Consider the following 17030-nt stretch of genomic DNA (forward strand, 5'->3'; position numbering starts at 1 on the left):
GTTTTCTGGTCGCGGGGGTTCCTAGTCCGCTCTCTTGTCGTCGGCCCACGAAGCGATGTGCATGCGCGATGCGAACCCCAGCTTGGTGAGAATCCGCCCCACATGACCGTCCACGGTGCGGGGAGAAACAACCAACTCCTGAGCTATCTGCCGGTTGGTCATCCCTCGCGCCACGAGTTCCGCGACCTCCCATTCTTTGCGTGTCAGGGGATCGAAGTCGATCTCGTTGGTAGCGTTCTCCTCCGGCTCTGTCAGAGCGACCTCAATGGCTTCCTCCTTGGACAATGGCCTCTGATCGAAGGGACGGGAGCTCCGTTGGGTGGGGTCCAACCCCTGCTGAACCCGACGGGCGGATGCCTGGGAGATCTGTTCAATGTGGGGCCCGAAGGCACCGATGGTGGTGCCCAGACTGCGCCACACATTGGCTGCGGCACCGGAAAGCTCGAGAGCTCGCGGGAAGTTCCGAGTGGATGCGGCAATCCATGAAAGCAATTCGATCGTCAGGGCGGCGCAGATCGCGTCCTGGAAATGCTTCTGGATCGTGAGAGCCTCGGTGGCGGCTGTATGGGCAGCCCGGTGATCACCCAGCATCCAATGGCAGATCCCGCTGATCCACAACGCATACGCACGGTTCCACAGCTCATCGTGCTCGATTGCCGTCTCAATGGCGCGGTCGCACGTGGCCAGAGCGATTCGGGGGTCACCGTGGAAAACCTGGGCCATTCCGAGCTGGAATTGTGCCGTAAGGCTGGCGCCCGTGTCACCCACTCGGTCGTGTGCGGCTACGGCGCGTTCGTATTCTCTGATCGATGTCATCAGGTCACCGGTGAACAGACTGTGCAGTCCCGACCAGTGCCGGGTGTGGGCCAGTAACCCGTCATCGTCCAGCATGGTTGCGACCTCGCGGCACTCGGCCAGATACTCGGCCCCGGCCTGGTGATCGCCTTGCAGCAGACTGACCCAGCTGACCACCCACAAGGCCGCCCCACGGTCGGGTGAGGCCGCGGCGTCGTCGTACCCGTCCAACACGCTATCGAGCCAGTGCCGCCCCTCGCTGAGGTAACCGTCTGACACCCAATGGTGGCGCAGCGCAACAGCGAGGCGTGTGGCGGCGGTCAACTCGCCCGGCGTACTCACCGACCACCCCAGGGCAGCCATCGAATTGTGGCGTTCGGTCCTGGCTCGGAGGATGAACTCGCCCTGTCGAGGGCTGCACCACTGATCGACCATGGTTTCCGCTCGGCGCAAATAACAGTCGCGGTGGCGGCGCTGCAATTCGCTCCCCGCCCCCTCTTCCAACTGTTCCGCGCCGTATTCTCGCACCGTCATGAGCAGGCGGTACCTCACGGTTTCGCCGGTGCGTTCCGTCAGCACAATGGACTTTGAGACGAGCTGGTCCAGAAGATCCAGCACGAAGTCGGGGCTGAGATCGCCGAATCCGCAGATTTCCTCGGCCGCGTCCAAATCGAAACTCCCAGGAAACACCGAGAGCCGTTGCCACAGCATTTGTTCCTGGGGGCTGCACAGCTCGTAGCTCCAATCGATCAGGGCCTGGAGCGTACGGTGGCGGGGCTGGGCAAGACGAGAACCACGAGAGAGTAGGCGGAACCGCTGGTCCAATCGGTCCAGTAATTGTGTCACGGACATGCTCTGAAGCCGTGCCGCGGCGAATTCAATGGCCAGAGGCATTCCATCCAAACGGGTGCACAGTTCGATCACTGCTCGCCGGTTCTCAGGGGTGATTGCGAAATCGGGAACCACATTGCGGGCCCGATCCATCAGGAAAGCCACCGATTCAAAGTTTTCCAGATCCTGGCCCGAGTGCTCATCCTCCATGGACGGCATGGCCAGGGGAGGGACGGGGTAGACCAGCTCGCCTGCCATGTTGAGCGGTTCGCGGCTGGTGGTCAGAACCCTCACGCCGGGGGCGGCGGCCAACACACGGTCGACAAGATCGACAGCCCCAGGTAGGACGTGCTCGCAGTTGTCCAGGAACAGCAGCAGTTCCTTATCGCGCAAGTAGCTCACCACTCGTTCCAGTGCCGTGCGGTTGGACTGATCCGGCACGGCAAGGGCAGAGGCAACAGCTGCACTGATGGGAGCGCCGCGGTTCAACGCCCCGAGATCCACCAGCCACGTGCCGTCTTTGTAGTGACGCTGGGATCGTTGTGATACCTCAATCCCCAAACGGGTCTTTCCCACACCGCCCGGTCCGGTGAGCGTGGTGAGCCGGGATCGGGACAGCGCAGCCCGGGCCTCGGTCAGCTCCTTGCGGCGTCCCACGAACGTGGTCACAGCGGCATTACTCGTCAAAGAATCCTGACCGGCTGTTTGGTTACTCATGTCCAACATCTTCTCGCGGCGAAGCGGGGAAGAGAATTGGAGCCCCGGCAGTGCGCGTGCCGGGGCTCCAACAGTCGGGTTCGACGGTTACTTGCCGTTGGTTATTTCCGTTTGCGCGTGAACGCAGAAATACCGGTAATTTCGCGACCCACAATGAGTGCCTGCATGGAGTCAGTGCCCTCGTAGGTGGAGACGACTTCCATGTCCGTGAGGTGGCGGCCGATGTGGTTCTCCAGGAGGATGCCGTTGCCTGCGAGCATGTCGCGGGCAGTACGGCACATGTCCAGGGCCTTGCGGGAGGTAAACATCTTGACATGGATGCCATGGCATCGGTGAGCTGGTCGTTCTCCGCCAGGTGAGCCATGCGGGTGCACATGAGCTGCATGGCGGTCAGATCCGCGAGCATGGTGGCGAGTTTTTCCTGCACGAGCTGGAAGCTGCCAATGGGGGCACCGAACTGCTCGCGGTCCAGGGCGTATCGAGCTGCGATCTCGAAAGCAGCCATGCCATGGCCCAGGGCCTCCCAGGACGCGCCTCCGCGGGTGGCCTTCAGGACCAGGTTGACGTCCTTGAAGCTGTTGCAGTTGGGCAGGCGGTTCTCATCGGGGATTTTGAGGTTCTCGATCACGATGTCCGCCTGGTTGATGGCGCGCTTGGCGATCTTGCCTGGATCACCTCGGGTCGGTAACCCTCGGGGTACTCGCCGTTGTCCTGCTTCTCGACTACGAAGGCCTTGACCTGGCCATCGGCTTCATCGCGGGCGTAGAGCACGATCACGTTGGCGGCATGGCCGTTTCCGATCCATCGCTTGTGGCCATTGATGACCCACTGGTTGCCTTCCTTGCGGGCGGAGGTTTCCAGGGAGACGGAGTCAGAACCGTGATCCGGTTCGGTCAGGGCAAAGGCGCCCGTCTTCTCGAGCTTGGCCATGACCGGGAGCCAGCGGTTTCGCTGTTCCTCGTTACCGAGCATGTAGATGCTGCCCATGCACAGATTGGAGTGCACGCCCAGGAACGTGTTGAACGAGCCGTCGATACGGCCGAACTCGCGAGCCACAATGCCCGCAGTCTGACGTGAGAAACCGGGCACCCGTAACCGGGGATGAACGAGCCGATGATTCCCAACTCGGGCAGCTTGGCGAACACCGGCTCGGGGTGTTCCGCCCGCTCCCAGTACTCATTGATGGTCGGCAGGATTTCCTTCTGGCCGAAGGCTCGGACTTTGTCCCGCAGCTCAATGTCCTCGGGGGAGAGGTCCTGGTCGAGGAGGAAGAAGTCAGGATGGTCGATGATCGCGGTCATGGTGGGCCTTTCAGTAGCAAGTGATTGGGCGGTGATGACCGCTTCGTGGCGGTCTTGAAGGTCAGGGTTATTCGGTGATGAGCGCGCTCGAGAGAGCCTGGCGCATCTGATCGTCCAGGGGTTCGGGCTTCTGGGTTTCGGGGTTGAGCTGGACGATCGCGGTTTCCGCCACGACGCACGGTTTGTTGTTCTGGTGGAGTTCGTGGTGCACGGTGTAGGACGTGGAGCCGATCCTGGAAATCCACACGTGCGCCCACAGCTCAGGTCCGTAATTGATGGGCCGAAAGAAGTCCACGTTGAGCGAGCGCACCACACGAGGTCGCGCACCGTTGGGCATGGTGCCCGTCCAATGCAGGGCAGCACGCACCCGCGCTTCCTCCACCAGCGTGATCGCACGAGCATTGTTGACGTGGCCGTTTGCGTCTTGATCGGACCAACGCAAGTCGATCTCACGCGAGAACTTGGTGCCTTGCGGTTGGTTGGTCTCAGTCATGACGACGGCGCTCCTCTAGCCATGCGAGCACGGTTGCTTGATCTGCCCCCAGAGCTGGTGGCGCTTTGTCGTAACCGACGGGCGTGCGGCTGAAGGACATGGGGTTCTTGATGGTGGGAACAGCATTCTCGCCAGCGCCGGTCTCAACCACGGGGTTCAGGCCCAGGCGCTCCGCGTATTGCACGCCCTCATCGATATTGAGGATGGGCGCGCACGGAATCCCTTGGGCCTGCAACTTGGTGAACCATTCGTCGGCGGTCCCGGTGGAGAGAGCTTCTACCAACATGGGCCGGAGAATGTCGCGATGGTTGTTACGGCCCTTCATCGTGGCAAAGCGTTCGTCATCGGCCAGGTGTGCCACACCCAAGGTGTCCACCAGTCGCGCGAACTGGTTGTCGTTGCCCACGGTGATGATCAGGTCTTTATCACTGGTGGGGAAGGGCCCGTAGGGATAGAGGCTCGGGTGATCGTTGCCCAAGCGCTGGGGCACGTTGCCGCAGGCCGCATAGCCGGTGGTCTGGTTGACCAACCCGGACAAGGCGGAGGACAGAAGGTCCAGCTGCAGGTGCTGGCCCTGGCCGGACTGTGCACGTTCATGTAATGCGCCCAGGATTCCGATGGCGGTATGCAAACCAGTGATCACATCGAACATGGCTACGCCTGCACGTTGAGGCGGCCCGTCCGGGTTACCGGTGACAGACATGAATCCTGACATGCCCTGCACCAGCAGGTCGTAGCCCGGCATGGTGCGACCGCCCTCGGTCCCGAACCCTGTGATGCTCGCGTGGATCACGTGCGGCCAGCGCTCCGCGACTGAAGCGGCGTCGAGCCCGAAGCGTTCCAGACCGCCCGGTTTGAAGTTCTCAACGAAAACGTCCGCGGAATCCACGATCTGATGAGCGGTCTCCAGGTCTGCCGGGTCCTTGAGATCCAGCACCACCGAGTGTTTGTTCCGGTTCACGGACAGGAAGTAGGTGCTGACACCGTCACGGTGCGGCGGGATCCACTGGCGGGAATCGTCGCCACCGGGACCTTCGACCTTGATGACTGTGGCGCCCATATCGGCCAGGAGCATGGTGCAGTACGGTCCCGCGAGAATGCGGGTGAAATCAGCAATGACTACTCCGCTGAGAGGGCCCCGGGGAGCCTCGGTGGTTGGCAGCGTCATGAAGGTGACCTCTAAGGGTGGAATCGAATGTGTCTTGAACCACATAACCACCGCTATTAGGCTCTGTCTAATATAAATTGCGTCCCCCGGTGATGCTCGAAACGCAATAAAGGCGGCAATTGATGGAAGTGCACCAGGCCAAGGCGTTCCTCGCGGTTGCGAAGAGCTACATTTCGGACGAGCGGCTACCCGATTGCGGGTCGCCCAGCCCCCTCTGAGCAGACTCATCAAACAGGTCGAGAAAAGCTTGGGTGCGGAACTCTTCGAGCGCAGTACTCGTCACGTGGCACTCACCCCCGCGGGAAAAGCACTGGTCGAACCGGCCACGAGGCTGGTGGCAACTTCTGAAGAAGCTAGGCAGGCCGTGAGAGACGCTGTGAGCGGCGAGACCGGGCGCGTGCGCTTGGGCTTTGCTGGGGCGTCTATCAATCACAAGGTCGGTGAGCTTGCTCGGCAGGTGAAGGCCAAACGGCCCGGCCTCATGCTGGATCTGCACAGTTCGCAGTTCTCGCACCTGGGCCTGGAACGGCTTCTGGACGATTCGCTCGATTTGGTCATCGGGCGCTGGGATTTCATCCCCGCCGAACTCAACTCCTGCATTCTCGCGTTAGAAGAGGTCATGGTGGTGCTGCCCAAGAACCACCCGCTGGCGAATCAATCACGCGTGAGCATGGCCAGCCTGTCCGAGGAATCGTGGGTCACCCTGCCTGGCGGAGCGGTATCGGCGCTCTCGAACCGTTTGAACTCATTGGCAATGAGCGCGGGATTCGTGCCACGTGTGGTGCAGACCGCCCCGGATTCCTGGACCCTGGTCGTGCTGGTGGGCGCGGAAATCGGGTGTGCAGTGAGTCTGGATTCCGTGCGCGACAACGTGTCATCTGACGGCGTGGTGTTCCTGCCGCTCGCTGAGGAGCAGCGCCCGCTGGAAGTCAGATTGGTGTGGCGGGCCTCGGACCGCAACCCTGCATTGCGATCAGTGATCCAGATCGCGCGCACGATGTTCGCCGAGGCCCGCCACACCGGTGAGCAGAACGCTCAGTCGTAGCTGTACCAGCCCTGCCCGGACTTTCGTCCGAAGCGGCCGGCCTCATAGAGCTCCTTGATGGCGGGCCGCGGGAGGCTCTCCGGATTTCCGGTTTGCTCGTACTCGGCCATACGGATCAAGTAAACGACGTCCACACCCACCAGGTCCATCAATTCAAACGGGCCCATGGGATGGCGCAGCGCGGTCTTCGCGGCGACATCGATGTCCTCGAAGTCGGCAATGCCCTCTTCGTAAAGCTTGAGCGCCTCGGTGCGGAGCGCACCCAGCAGACGGTTGGCCACGAAACCGGGGGTCTCCTGCTTGAGCTTCACGGGCTTCTTGCCGAAAGACTTGGCCAAGGCCACCGCCGTTTCGACCGTCTCAGCGGAGGTGTGCTCATTGGGAACCACTTCCACGCACTCCATGACCAGGGCAGGGTTGAAGAAGTGAAAATTGCAGACCTTGTCCGGGCGTTCGGTCGCATCGGCCACGCGGGAGGACACGATATTGGACGAGTTCGTGGCCAGGATCGCGTGCGGTGGGCAGATCTGGTCCAGCTCCGTGAACAGTTCACGTTTGATACCCAGATCCTCCACTGCCGCCTCGATGACGAAGTCCGTCTGGGCGGCGCTCCCATCGCGGTCGGTGGTGAATGTGAGCCGATCGAACGCGGCTGCCACGTCCTCCTGAGAACGGCGGCCCTTTTCGACATCGCGATTCATGCGGGATTCAAGTTGAGATTTGGCGCGCTCCACGTACTCCTCGGCGATGTCCACGAGGGCGGTGGTGTATCCGGCCAGCGCGGACACCATGGCGATCTGGGAGCCATGGCACCGGCACCGATCACGGTGACGTGCTTGACGCCCTCCAGGGGATTGCTGTTGTCGCTCACGCTTCATCGTCCTTTCGCTGGGCAGCTCGGTAGTCGGGCGTGCGCTTTTCCAGGAACGCGTTGGTTCCCTCGACCTTCTCGGCGCTGCTGTACAGCACCGACTGCGCCAGGCGTTCCAAGAGGATTCCCGTGCTGTGATCGGCGTCGAATCCGTGGCGCACCACGGTCTTGGCCAGCTGAGTGGCCAACGGTCCCGTGGAGAGGATCGTCTGCGCGGTTTCCTTGGCCTTTGACATGAGTTCTTCGGGTTCGACGACGTCCGTCACCAGTCCCATGGTCAGGGCCTCTTGGGCTTTGACGCGCCTACTGGTCAGAATCATCTCGGTGGCTCTACCCACTCCCACCAATCGCGCCAGGCGCTGAGTGCCCCCTGCGGCCGGCATGATGCCCAGGCTGGTCTCTGGTAGGGCGAACTGGGCGTTGGTGGACGCGATCCTGATGTCACACGACAAGGCCAGCTCGTGGCCCCCGCCGAAGGCATAACCGTTGACCGCGGCGATGGTCGGCTTGTGGAACTGTTCGACCTTTTCGTAGACACCCTGCATTGCGGCGCGCAGGCCGTCCTTCGGCTTGCGGACGGCCAGCTCATTGATGTCAGCACCGGCACAAAGGCCTTTTCGCCGGCGCCCGTGAAGATCACGATCTGAGCGTCGTCGTTGGCGGCCAGCTCATCCAAGGCCTGGGAAATTTGGCCGAGAACGGTCGCGTTGATGGCGTTGCGTACCTCGGGGCGGTCGATGGTGATCACGGCGATGCCATCCTGGATGTCCACCGTCACGGTGTTGTCAGCAGAAGTCACTGAGCGGGCTCCTTTTCTTCGGCTTGGGGAATGCGGGCTATTTGGCCGGTGTCCGGGTCAATCACCGGTGCAGGTTTCATGATGCGAACCACCACCGCAGAGACGACCACGATGGCCAGACCGATTAAGGTCACTACGAGACCGGGCAGGAACATCATGAATCCGCCCACTGCCAGTAGGACACGGAAGGGAATCGGGACCTGGCGGTCCACGAAGGACATCCAGCCGCCGATGGCCGCTGCCAGCGCATAGACGGCGATCAAGCTGAACACGAAGGCCAGGGCAACTTCTCCCGGGGGCGCTGGGCAACCAGGGCGGGGTTGAGGGCGAAGCGAACGGCACCACGTATTTGACCGCTCCGAGTTTCATGGCAGAGAAACAGGTAGCCATTGGCGAGGCCTTGGAGATACCGGCGGCAGCAAAGGCTGCCAATCCCACGGGCGGGGTGATGTAGGAGACCGAGGCCCAGTAGATGACGAACAGGTGTGCGGCGATCGGATCGACGCCCAGGGCGGTCACCGCTGGGACCATCACGATGGCCAGGAACACGTACGCGGCGGAGATGGTCAACCCCATACCGAGCACGAAACACACTGCTGCGCCGGCCACGAGGAGCAGTATGACGTTGTCGCCCACCAAGGCCACCAGGTCACGCGACAGTGACAGGGCCACACCGGTGGCGCTCAAGCCACCCAGGATCAGACCCACACCGGCAATGATGGCCACGATCTGACCGAGGGTCTTGCCCACGTCCACGCCCAGGTCGATCCACTGCGAGGGACCGAACTTCAGGCCGGGCTTGATCAATGCGATGACCAGCAGCAGACCGACTACCCAGAAGGGGACCTGGGATTCGGAATCTCCCACGAAGAGCATGACGGTCAGTAGACCGAGTGCGGCCAGGTACGGCCAGCCGGCGATCAGCGAGGCACCCGCACGGGGCAATAGGTGCTTGGCGGTGCCGCGCAGACCGCGCTGCGCGGCATAGCCGTCGATCTGGAAGAAGATGCCCAGGTAGTATAGCAGGGCTGGGATCGCCGCGGCGATGAGGATGTTGGTGTAAGGCACACCCACGAAGGACACCATCAGGAATGCCGCGGTGCCCATGATGGGCGGGGTGATGGAACCACCGGAGGAGGCTGTTGCCTCCACCGCGCCGGCCACCTTGGAGCTAAACCCGGACTTCTTCATGGCTGGGATGGTCATGGGGCCGGTGGTCAGAACGTTGGAGACGGCCGAACCGCTCATCATGCCCATGGCTGCGGAGCTTGCCACGGAGACCTTGGCGGAACCACCGCGGTAGCGGCCGAAGATTGCCATGGACAGGTTGTGGAAGAAGTCCGCGCCGCCGGTGTGCTGGAGCACGGTACCGAACAGCAAGAAACCCACCAGGATGGTGCCAGCGGTCTGAAGCGGCAGCCCCAGGACACTGTCCGCGCCCATGGTGTGAACCTGGGCCAGTGTGGGCAGGTCGTAAGAGATGCCCTGCAGGAAGGAGAGCGGAATGGCACCGGCGAATAATGGGTACACCGAGAACGCGAAAGCAATCACGGTCACGATCCAGCCGGACCCGCGACGCAGAGCCTCCAGCACGATGATCCAGAACACGAAACTGAGCACGGTGGCCAGAGTGGGCGCAATGAACTGCCAGCCGTATTCCTGGATCTTCACACCGTTCACAGCGAAGTACCCGCACGTGCCAATGGTGACCAGAATCAGAAGGATGTCGTACCACGGAACTCCGCGAGCGGCGTCGGCGGTCTTGCCAGGGCGCGCTGCCGAGGAACCATCGCCGTCAGATCGTTCAGTAGTCTCTGCGCCCTTGGCCGGCTCCTTCTTCTTGACCAGCGGGGTGGCGATGAAAACGATCGGCACGAAGCACGCGATGAGCAGGTACAGGAACGTATTCGTCAGGACTGCCAGACCACCGATGTTCCAGAAGAACACCTGGTTCATGGTCAGGAGGATGCCGGCGACGGACAGCGCGATAATGACCCCGCGCCAGAAGGGGGTCAGGCGAGGGTTGTGGTCATGGAGCACGGCGTCGCCGGCGTGCGCGTGGGTATCGGCGAACGGATCCACATCCTGCGCCACGGACTGAGCGGATGGCTGACCGGCGGATTTGGCGGGTTGCTGGACGGTGCTCATGCCGCACCTCCGTTATCTGAAGAGTTGGGAAGGTCATCGATGGTGGGGAGCTTGGGTAGTTCTCGCGCTTCCAATCGACCCACTTGGCGGGCACCTCGGGGTCGTTCTTATGCTGCTCCCAGAAGTCCGGCCAGGCCTCCGCCATCCGTTGTTCCCTGTCCAGCAGGCGTCGTTGCGGGTTTGAAGGTCTTTGGTCCAGCGACCTTTCTCCTTGAGGAAATCGACCATGGCCTCGTGGAACGGGACCACCATCGGGTCCAGCAGGATCTGGTCGAAGGCGAAGTTCTTGGCGTCCGGGGTGGCGTTCTTGTAGTCCTCGAAGTACTTGTCCATCGCTGTGACCAAGCGAGTGACCTCGTCGTGGGGGCGCTCCGCCAGGGTGGTCAAGGGAATGGAGTACTGCATGTTTACCGCGGACTCGCCGTCGGCCATGCCCGCGCCGTCCGTGAAGCGACCGGGGATGACCATGGGGGCGAGCTCTTCCCAGGTTTCGTAGCGGGACTGGTCGTTGCCGCCCAGGTCCAGCCAGCGGATCGGGTACTGCGAAGCAAGTTCCTCCACGTTGGCGCCCACCACGTTTTGATACATGGCGTCCAGCTGTCCGGTCTTGACCGCTTCGATCTGGCCGCCGTAGGAGATGTCCACCATTTCGACGTCCGACCCAGTGAGGCCGCCGTAATTGAGGATGCCTTCCAATTTTCGGTTCATGGACGTGCTGGCGACCAGGCGAGGATACTTCTTGCCCTTGAGATCGGCGACAGTCTCGATGCCGCTGTCCTTGCGAACCAGTACGCCGTAGTTGCCCGGGGGTGTCCACACCTGGCGCAGGGGTTGGGCCCACTGTTCGGAGGCGAACTCGTCGTTGCCTTCAAAGGCGTAGTAGTACTCGTCACCCGCTCGGGAGTACTGAGCGGTGCCGTTGATCAGTGGAGCTAGGCGGCCAATACCGGTGTCCGAGGTCATGAGTCGGATCTGACGACCCGTCTTACCGGTCAGCGTATTGGCTACGGCGGCGAGGTCGTTGTAGGTGCCCGTACCCACGTTGTAGGTGGACCACACGAGCTGTTCGGAGCGATCGGTGGCGCGGGGCCCGAGGTGCAGCCGGAAAGCACGGCCAGTGCGGACAGTGACGTCATGCCCGTGAGCAATGAGCGTCGACTGATGGAACTAGGCATATTGCTCCGTAGATCACTGTTGGAGAAGAATCGCTCGGCAGGCGCGCGAGGATCAAAGGCGCCGCGCGGTCGCGAAAACCGGCGTTGTCCATTCTTACCGTCATTGTGTGATGCGCAACACTACAGAGGGTGATTCATGTCGAACCGGTCATAATCTGATTCATGAGAAGCAATGCGCTTCTTCTTCATGCCGTGTGTTTTACCCCGGCGGAAACACCACAGTCCCACCCAGTGACACCGCCATGATCACCAGCGTGGACAGCAAACCCAGGAGCACCGGCCGCCCGCCGACCCGCAGCAGGGTCTTGAAATGCACGCCCAATCCCAGCGCGAACATCGCCGCGGCCAGCAAAAGCGTCTGCACTACTTGGAAAACCTCGAGTGCGCTCTCCGGGAGGATTCCTGCCGTGCGGATCAGCATGGCGATCACGAACCCCACTACGAACAGCGGCACCAGGGGCGGCCGCTTACCCGCGCCTGCTCGCCCTTCCGATTCATGTAGACGGTGATGCCCGCGATAACCGGGGCCAACATGAGAACACGGGCCAGCTTCACGGTCACTGCGACAGCCAGCGCACCCCCGCCGACGGCGCCACCCGCCGCCACGACCTGGGCCACCTCGTGCGTGGAGCCGCCGATCCACATGCCCAAGGACTCATCCGGCAAGCCCAGCAGATGCCCCATGAAAGGAACCAGCGGGATCATCAAGGTTCCGAAGAAGACCACCAAGGCCAGTGCTGTGGCCGTTTCCTCTTTACTAGCGCGGGCAGCGTCCTCCGTGGCCGCCACGGCAGCTGCACCGCAGATCGAGAATCCGGACGCGATCAGCAACCGCTGAGCCAAGCCGATGCCCATCAAGTGGCCGATCCACAGGGTTGCCCCGAAGGTCACGGCCACGGACATCAGCACTACGAGCAGCACGCCCGGCCCCAGATCGAGAATGGTCGACAGTGACAATTGGAAGCCCAGAAGGATGATCCCCGTGCGCAGCAGCTTCACGGAGGAGAAGTCCACGCCGGAGTTCAAGGTCTCCGGGAGCGGCAGCAGATTGCGCCACAGGGCACCTAACAAAATGGCGATCAAGAGGGCACTGAGTCCTGGAATGGCTCCCGAAACGAGCCAAGAAACGCCGGCAACCAGAAGGCAGACAGCTACCCCCGGAATGAGATGTGTTGTCTCCCTGACACTGCCGACCATGCCTCCGAACCTACCGCCAATAGCGCGGCGGCCTCCGGAGCTGGAGGCGTGGTTACTCGGCGGTCGCTTACGATGCACTGAACGCGCATGTCAGACCCTAATCGGTGAATGACCGGACTTTCTCACTCAGCCCCAGCCGCACGGTGGGCCACTCGCGGTCGATGATCGAAAAGACGACGACGTCGCCCACGTTTCCCTCCCGCCGTACACCGTGATTGCGCAGTACCCCGTCCTGCTTGGCGCCGGGTGAACCCGACCTTGTAGAGATCGTCTTCCGCAATGGCCTCCGCCAGCTCGAGAGCGTGCTCAATTGTCAACGGTCCGAGATTGACCAAATCTCCGCTGAGGTGCGCCCTCGTGACCGGCTGCGAACGAAGGTGCTTTCTGAGCTAGTTCATTGGCGAACAGTGGCAGTCCCGCCTGGGATAGTCCGTGAAGATATTCACCCCAAGTTATCTTCGGATTACGCATATCTGTGACCACTTCATGAGCGATCGCGCACACCGTTGGAGTGTCTAAGTCCAATTGATCGAGTAGGAAGTCATCGGTAGATCTAACCCCAATGTCGTAAGGCCTGAGCGAGGTGGCGGGGAAGTCTTTCCCATTGAAAGTAACAATGAGCTCAGCACCTGCTCGCACCGCAGCTGCCAGCACGTGCCGGTCCTTGAGATCGTTGGTCATGCCTGGCACTAAGCTCTCGTAGTTCTCTACAAGAGCGTCGGGGAAGAAGTTCCGCATGGCGTCTACTCGCCTGCGGGCGCTTGATGGCTCCTTGCTGAGCTTCCCTACCAAGTTACGCTCTACCTCGTCCAAAATTTCATCCGACCAAAGCGGCCTGAACTGTTTGGCTGTTGCTAAGCGAAGGAGTAGATCTGTGATTGGCATCGGGATCAGCACACAGGCATCGAGTACCACTGGAAACGACATAATCGGTCACCGAGTGGACGAGTCTGTTGGAGTGTCGAAGTAGGTGCCGTCGTTCGCTGCTTCTTGGGTCGCCAGTCGGAGACCTTCGCGACGTCGTTCCTCTAGATCTTTTTCGTAACCAACGAGGTCAGTCAGAAGCACTCTGCGATGCCTGCCAACTTTCGTGAAAGGGATGTCACCTTGCTCCAACAGCTTTACCAACGTTGGGCGGGAGATCCCAAGGTGATCGGCGGCTTGTTGGGTGGTCAGCCTTGTGTTGGTAGGCACCACAGACACGCCTCGATCGTTGGCGAGCGCGTCCACCACGTGAGTAAGCAAGAAGTAGACCTCTGCGGGGATCTCCTGCTTGTCGCCAGCGGGGGACACAAGGTAGGGGATCTGCCTGTCTTTCGCGGCGGGAGTGCCATCGAGGAATCGAGAAAGAGCCTTGAGCTCTTCCTTATGCGCAGGGCTGGGCGCCACGGTTGATCGTTCCTGGGCGTTGGTTGTCATGACTCCAGTGTAGTAAATAATCGAAATATTCGAAACGGTACCCGTGGCCCTAACTAGCCTCCCCACGCAACCGCTCATACAACCCGTTAGCCAGCAGCAGCGACACCAACTCCCGCTGCCCCAGCTCCTGCAACCGCTTGGAAAACTCGGCCGACCCCATCTGCTGAGACCAAACCCCGTCACCAGAACGCTCCACCAAGTGCGGTGAGAACGCGAAGTCCGCCTTGGTGTTGTTCCGCGCCTGCATCTTGAGCTTCTCGTCCTCAGCCACGATGGACGTGTACTGCTCCATACCAGCCACCAGGAACTGTTCCCCGAGTTCCAAATCCCCGAACAGTTCATTGACCCTCTCGATCAACTCCGCCTTGGCAGCCCGCTTCCGCTCCTGCTCGCGCTTCATCCCGGCCTCGGTCATACCCTGCAGCCCAGAGGCCTCGCCCTCTCGGAGCTTCAAATCTGCCTCGCGCTGCTTCTCCAGGCGGTAGTGGGTGAGCACCACGTCATCGGCGTCGACGATCTCCCGCGCTCCCGAATCCAGCTCCGAATTGAGCCGACGCGCCAACAGATCCGCGAACACCGACAACTTCAAGTAGTACTCGTCCCCGAAGTTCAAGATCTGGGAGAAGAACGCGTACGCCTTCACAAAGTTGGTCAGCAGCGAACGGAACTCTTCGAGCTCCTGGCGGGCCTCGGCGTCGTCGTCATAAATTGCGCGCTCCCACTTGTGCATGAATCGCTCGACCGCGGGGTCCATGCCCGCAGACAGGCCACTGTGCTTACCCCGCACCTTGGCCCACGCGGTCCACACTTGGTTGACCTCGCCTCGCGTGTAGATGCCCGAAGCATCCAGCTTGGTCATCTGCTTGGCCACCAGGTCCGGGTCTGAGGCGGTCTCGATCTCGGCTTCCTCGTAGTACTCCTGGAACGCCTCGAGAATCTTGTCCGGGTCATTGGCGAAGTCCAACACATACGTGTTGTCCTTGCCATCCGCTCGGCGATTCAGGCGTGACAGAGTCTGCACCGCCGCGATTCCGGAAAGCTGCTTGTCCACGTACATAGCAACCAACAGCGGTTGATCGAACCCAGTTTGATACTTATTGGCAACCACCAGGATGTTCTGGTCGTCCTGCTTGAACAGCTCGGCCAGGTCCCGCCCGTGGCGCTCGGGGTTCATGGAGGATTCCGTCACCTCGGGCACCTCCACACCCGGGAGAGCGGAGACATCCGGGTCCGGCAGAGATCCTGAGAACGCAACCAGCGTTTTCAACGGCAGATTTTCCTGCTCGATGTGCTTCTGGAACGCACGCTGATACCGCACCGCCGCCGCGCGGGAGCCGGTGACCACCATGGCCTTGGCGCGCCCACCCAGTTCGTGTCGCACCGTATTCAGGTAGTGCTTGATGATGACGCCCACCTTCGAATCCACGTTGGTGGGGTGCAGCTCCACGAATCCGATGTACGCGCGCGTTCCCTTGCGCACGTCCACCTCAGTTTCTGTCGACGACGCCGCTGCCTCCCGCTTCCGGCCCTCCGGCACGTTCTCGAGGTCGGCGCCTCGCAGAGCGATGCGAGCAGCCAGTTCGTACGAGGTGTAGTTCTTGAGCACATCCAGGATGAAGCCCTCCTGGATAGCCTGCTTCATCGAGTACAGGTCGAACGGCTGGGGTTTACCGTCCCCATCCTTGACGCCAAAGAGGTCCAAGGTCTTGGCCTTGGGTGTGGCGGTGAAGGCGAAGTAACTAATGCGCTTGCCGTCATCGGCCTGAGCGGCCATCTGTACTAGCGCGTCCTGGTCAGCGCCGGGTTCCAGCTCGGTGTCCTCGCCCACCTGCGCTGCCGACGGGTCGATCAGATACAACAGGTCCTTCACCGACGACGCCGCCGCACCCGTTTGCGACGAATGCGCCTCATCCGCGATCACGGCAAAGCGCTTACCGGCAAAAGTCCCACCTTCCTCGCGGATCTTGGACAACGCGTAGGGGAAGGTCTGCAGGGTCACGCCGATGATTGGCACGCCAGCCGTCAGCGCTTCCAGGAGCCTCTTGGTCTTAGAGCCCTCGTTGCCCGACGTGATCGGTTGGAACTGGCCGGTCGTGTTCACTAGCTGGTCCACGGCGTCCTGTAGCTGGCGATCCAGGACTTGACGGTCTGCAATCACGAAGACGGTGTCGAAGACCTTCTCGCCCTCCGCAGTGTGGAGGCTCGCCATGCGGTGGGCCGTCCAGGCAATGGAGTCGGTTTTACCCGAGCCCGCCGAGTGTTGGATCAGATACTTGTTCCCAGGTCCGTCCTCGCGAGCTGCCTGGGTCAAACGAGTGACAGCCCGCCACTGGTGGTAACGAGGGAAGCGGATCTGGGCCTTTGTGGTTTCTCTGCCCGTCTTGGGGTCTTTCTTCTTCTGGTGGTTCACGTAGACGAACTTGGTCAGGATGTTGATCCAGGTATCCCTGTCCAAGATCTCTCGCCAGAAGTAAGAAGTCTTGGTGCCGTCAGAGCACGGAGGATTGCCCGCTCCGTTGTTATGCCCCTTGTTGAAGGGAAGGAAGAACGTCTCGCCACCCTTGAGATCGGTGGTCATGTAGACGTCGTTGTCCGTTAGGGCGAAATGCACCAGGGCCCCGCGGAATGGGGTGAGCAGCGGCTCGCCTGCGGGGAGGCGATCGAGCTTGTACTGCTGGATAGCGTCCTGGAGCGACTGCGTGTAGTTGGTCTTGATCTCGATGGTTGCCATGGGCAAACCATTCAGGAAGAGCACCAGGTCGATACGATCCCGCTTCTTGGCGGAGTAGCTGACCTCTTGAACGACGCGCAGGCGGTTCTTGGCGTACTTCTCGACGATTTTCGGATTGCGATCGTCTGCTGGGGGCATCTGCAGCATCTTGAACTGTCGGGCACCGGGAACCGAGAACCCCTTGCGGAGGACATTGAGGACCCCGCCACCATCTTTTTCCGGTTGCTCCAGCTGACTGGCGATGCGATCCAGAATGCGGCGCTCACCTTTTGCCCGGGCTGCATCGTTGTCGGTGTCCGGAACGATGCGGGCGAAGTTGTCCGGATCGGTGTCCTTTAGC

The 17030-nt window shown here is 61.4% G+C and carries 14 protein-coding genes and 3 pseudogenes; 1 reads left to right on the plus strand and 16 read right to left on the minus strand.

The features are described from left to right. Positions 1-21 precede the first annotated feature (21 nt). The 6 genes and pseudogenes from YO9_RS0109135 to YO9_RS0109150 all read right to left on the minus strand — a co-directional run bounded on the left by YO9_RS0109135 (position 22) and on the right by YO9_RS0109150 (position 5305). Positions 22-2343: an ATP-binding protein gene (locus tag YO9_RS0109135; RefSeq protein ID WP_223286330.1), complete on the minus strand. Its 2322-nt coding sequence runs from the start codon at positions 2341-2343 to the stop codon at positions 22-24. A 101-nt stretch (positions 2344-2444) separates the two neighbouring features. Further along, positions 2445-2848: pseudogene (locus tag YO9_RS21530) on the minus strand (acyl-CoA dehydrogenase family protein). Positions 2849-2967: 119 nt separating this feature from the next. Then, a complete protein-coding gene (locus YO9_RS19910) occupies positions 2968-3330 on the minus strand; it encodes an acyl-CoA dehydrogenase family protein (RefSeq protein WP_396350738.1) in 363 nt (120 codons plus the stop codon). Continuing rightward, a pseudogene (locus YO9_RS21535) lies at positions 3322-3644 on the minus strand (acyl-CoA dehydrogenase family protein); the annotation flags it as partial. The gene YO9_RS19910 and the pseudogene YO9_RS21535, both read right to left, overlap by 9 nt. 67 nt (positions 3645-3711) lie before the next feature. Continuing rightward, positions 3712-4137, minus strand: a complete 426-nt coding sequence (locus YO9_RS0109145) for an acyl-CoA thioesterase (protein WP_016997201.1) — start codon at positions 4135-4137, stop codon at positions 3712-3714. Continuing rightward, the gene (locus YO9_RS0109150) at positions 4130-5305 is read right to left on the minus strand and encodes a CaiB/BaiF CoA transferase family protein (RefSeq protein WP_223286331.1); all 1176 of its coding nucleotides are present in this window, start codon (positions 5303-5305) and stop codon (positions 4130-4132) included. The genes YO9_RS0109145 and YO9_RS0109150 overlap by 8 nt, the downstream gene beginning before the upstream one ends. Before the next feature lie 193 nt (positions 5306-5498). Here YO9_RS0109150 and YO9_RS0109155 point away from each other — a divergent pair, with 193 nt between their 5' ends. Next, positions 5499-6350: a LysR family transcriptional regulator gene (locus tag YO9_RS0109155; protein ID WP_016997203.1), complete on the plus strand. Its 852-nt coding sequence runs from the start codon at positions 5499-5501 to the stop codon at positions 6348-6350. Here YO9_RS0109155 and YO9_RS0109160 read toward each other — a convergent pair. The 10 genes and pseudogenes from YO9_RS0109160 to YO9_RS0109200 form a co-directional block, all read right to left on the minus strand. Beyond that, positions 6341-7141: a 3-hydroxyacyl-CoA dehydrogenase family protein gene (locus YO9_RS0109160; RefSeq protein ID WP_016997204.1), complete on the minus strand. Its 801-nt coding sequence runs from the start codon at positions 7139-7141 to the stop codon at positions 6341-6343. The genes YO9_RS0109155 and YO9_RS0109160 overlap by 10 nt on opposite strands. A 76-nt stretch (positions 7142-7217) precedes the next feature. After that, positions 7218-8020: pseudogene (locus YO9_RS0109165) on the minus strand (enoyl-CoA hydratase/isomerase family protein). 57 nt (positions 8021-8077) lie between these two features. Next, positions 8078-10168, minus strand: a complete 2091-nt coding sequence (locus YO9_RS0109170; RefSeq protein WP_223286332.1) for a TRAP transporter permease — start codon at positions 10166-10168, stop codon at positions 8078-8080. Positions 10169-10201: 33 nt separating this feature from the next. Then, on the minus strand, positions 10202-11227 hold the full coding sequence (locus YO9_RS0109175; RefSeq protein ID WP_223286333.1) for a TAXI family TRAP transporter solute-binding subunit: 1026 nt from the start codon (positions 11225-11227) through the stop codon (positions 10202-10204). A 315-nt stretch (positions 11228-11542) separates the two neighbouring features. Beyond that, positions 11543-11764 carry a putative sulfate exporter family transporter gene (locus tag YO9_RS19930; protein ID WP_262925640.1) on the minus strand — a complete coding sequence of 74 codons (222 nt, stop codon included), beginning with the start codon at positions 11762-11764 and terminating at the stop codon, positions 11543-11545. A gap of 17 nt (positions 11765-11781) precedes the next feature. Beyond that, a complete protein-coding gene (locus tag YO9_RS0109180; protein ID WP_262925636.1) occupies positions 11782-12540 on the minus strand; it encodes a YeiH family protein in 759 nt (252 codons plus the stop codon). Positions 12541-12637: 97 nt separating this feature from the next. Next, positions 12638-12820, minus strand: coding sequence for a hypothetical protein (locus YO9_RS17760; protein ID WP_223286334.1), 183 nt, complete (start codon positions 12818-12820; stop codon positions 12638-12640). A 26-nt stretch (positions 12821-12846) separates the two neighbouring features. After that, positions 12847-13467, minus strand: a complete 621-nt coding sequence (locus tag YO9_RS0109190) for a PIN domain-containing protein (RefSeq protein ID WP_223286335.1) — start codon at positions 13465-13467, stop codon at positions 12847-12849. Between the two features lie 6 nt (positions 13468-13473). Further along, complete coding sequence (locus YO9_RS0109195) at positions 13474-13959, minus strand: helix-turn-helix domain-containing protein (protein WP_031272988.1); 486 nt, start codon at positions 13957-13959, stop codon at positions 13474-13476. 49 nt (positions 13960-14008) lie between these two features. Further along, the coding region (locus YO9_RS0109200) for a type I restriction endonuclease subunit R (RefSeq protein WP_016997210.1) at positions 14009-17030 on the minus strand (3022 nt) is incomplete at its 5' end.

It is taken from the genome of Kocuria atrinae C3-8, from assembly GCF_000286355.1.
GTDB classification, from domain to species: domain Bacteria; phylum Actinomycetota; class Actinomycetes; order Actinomycetales; family Micrococcaceae; genus Kocuria; species Kocuria atrinae_A.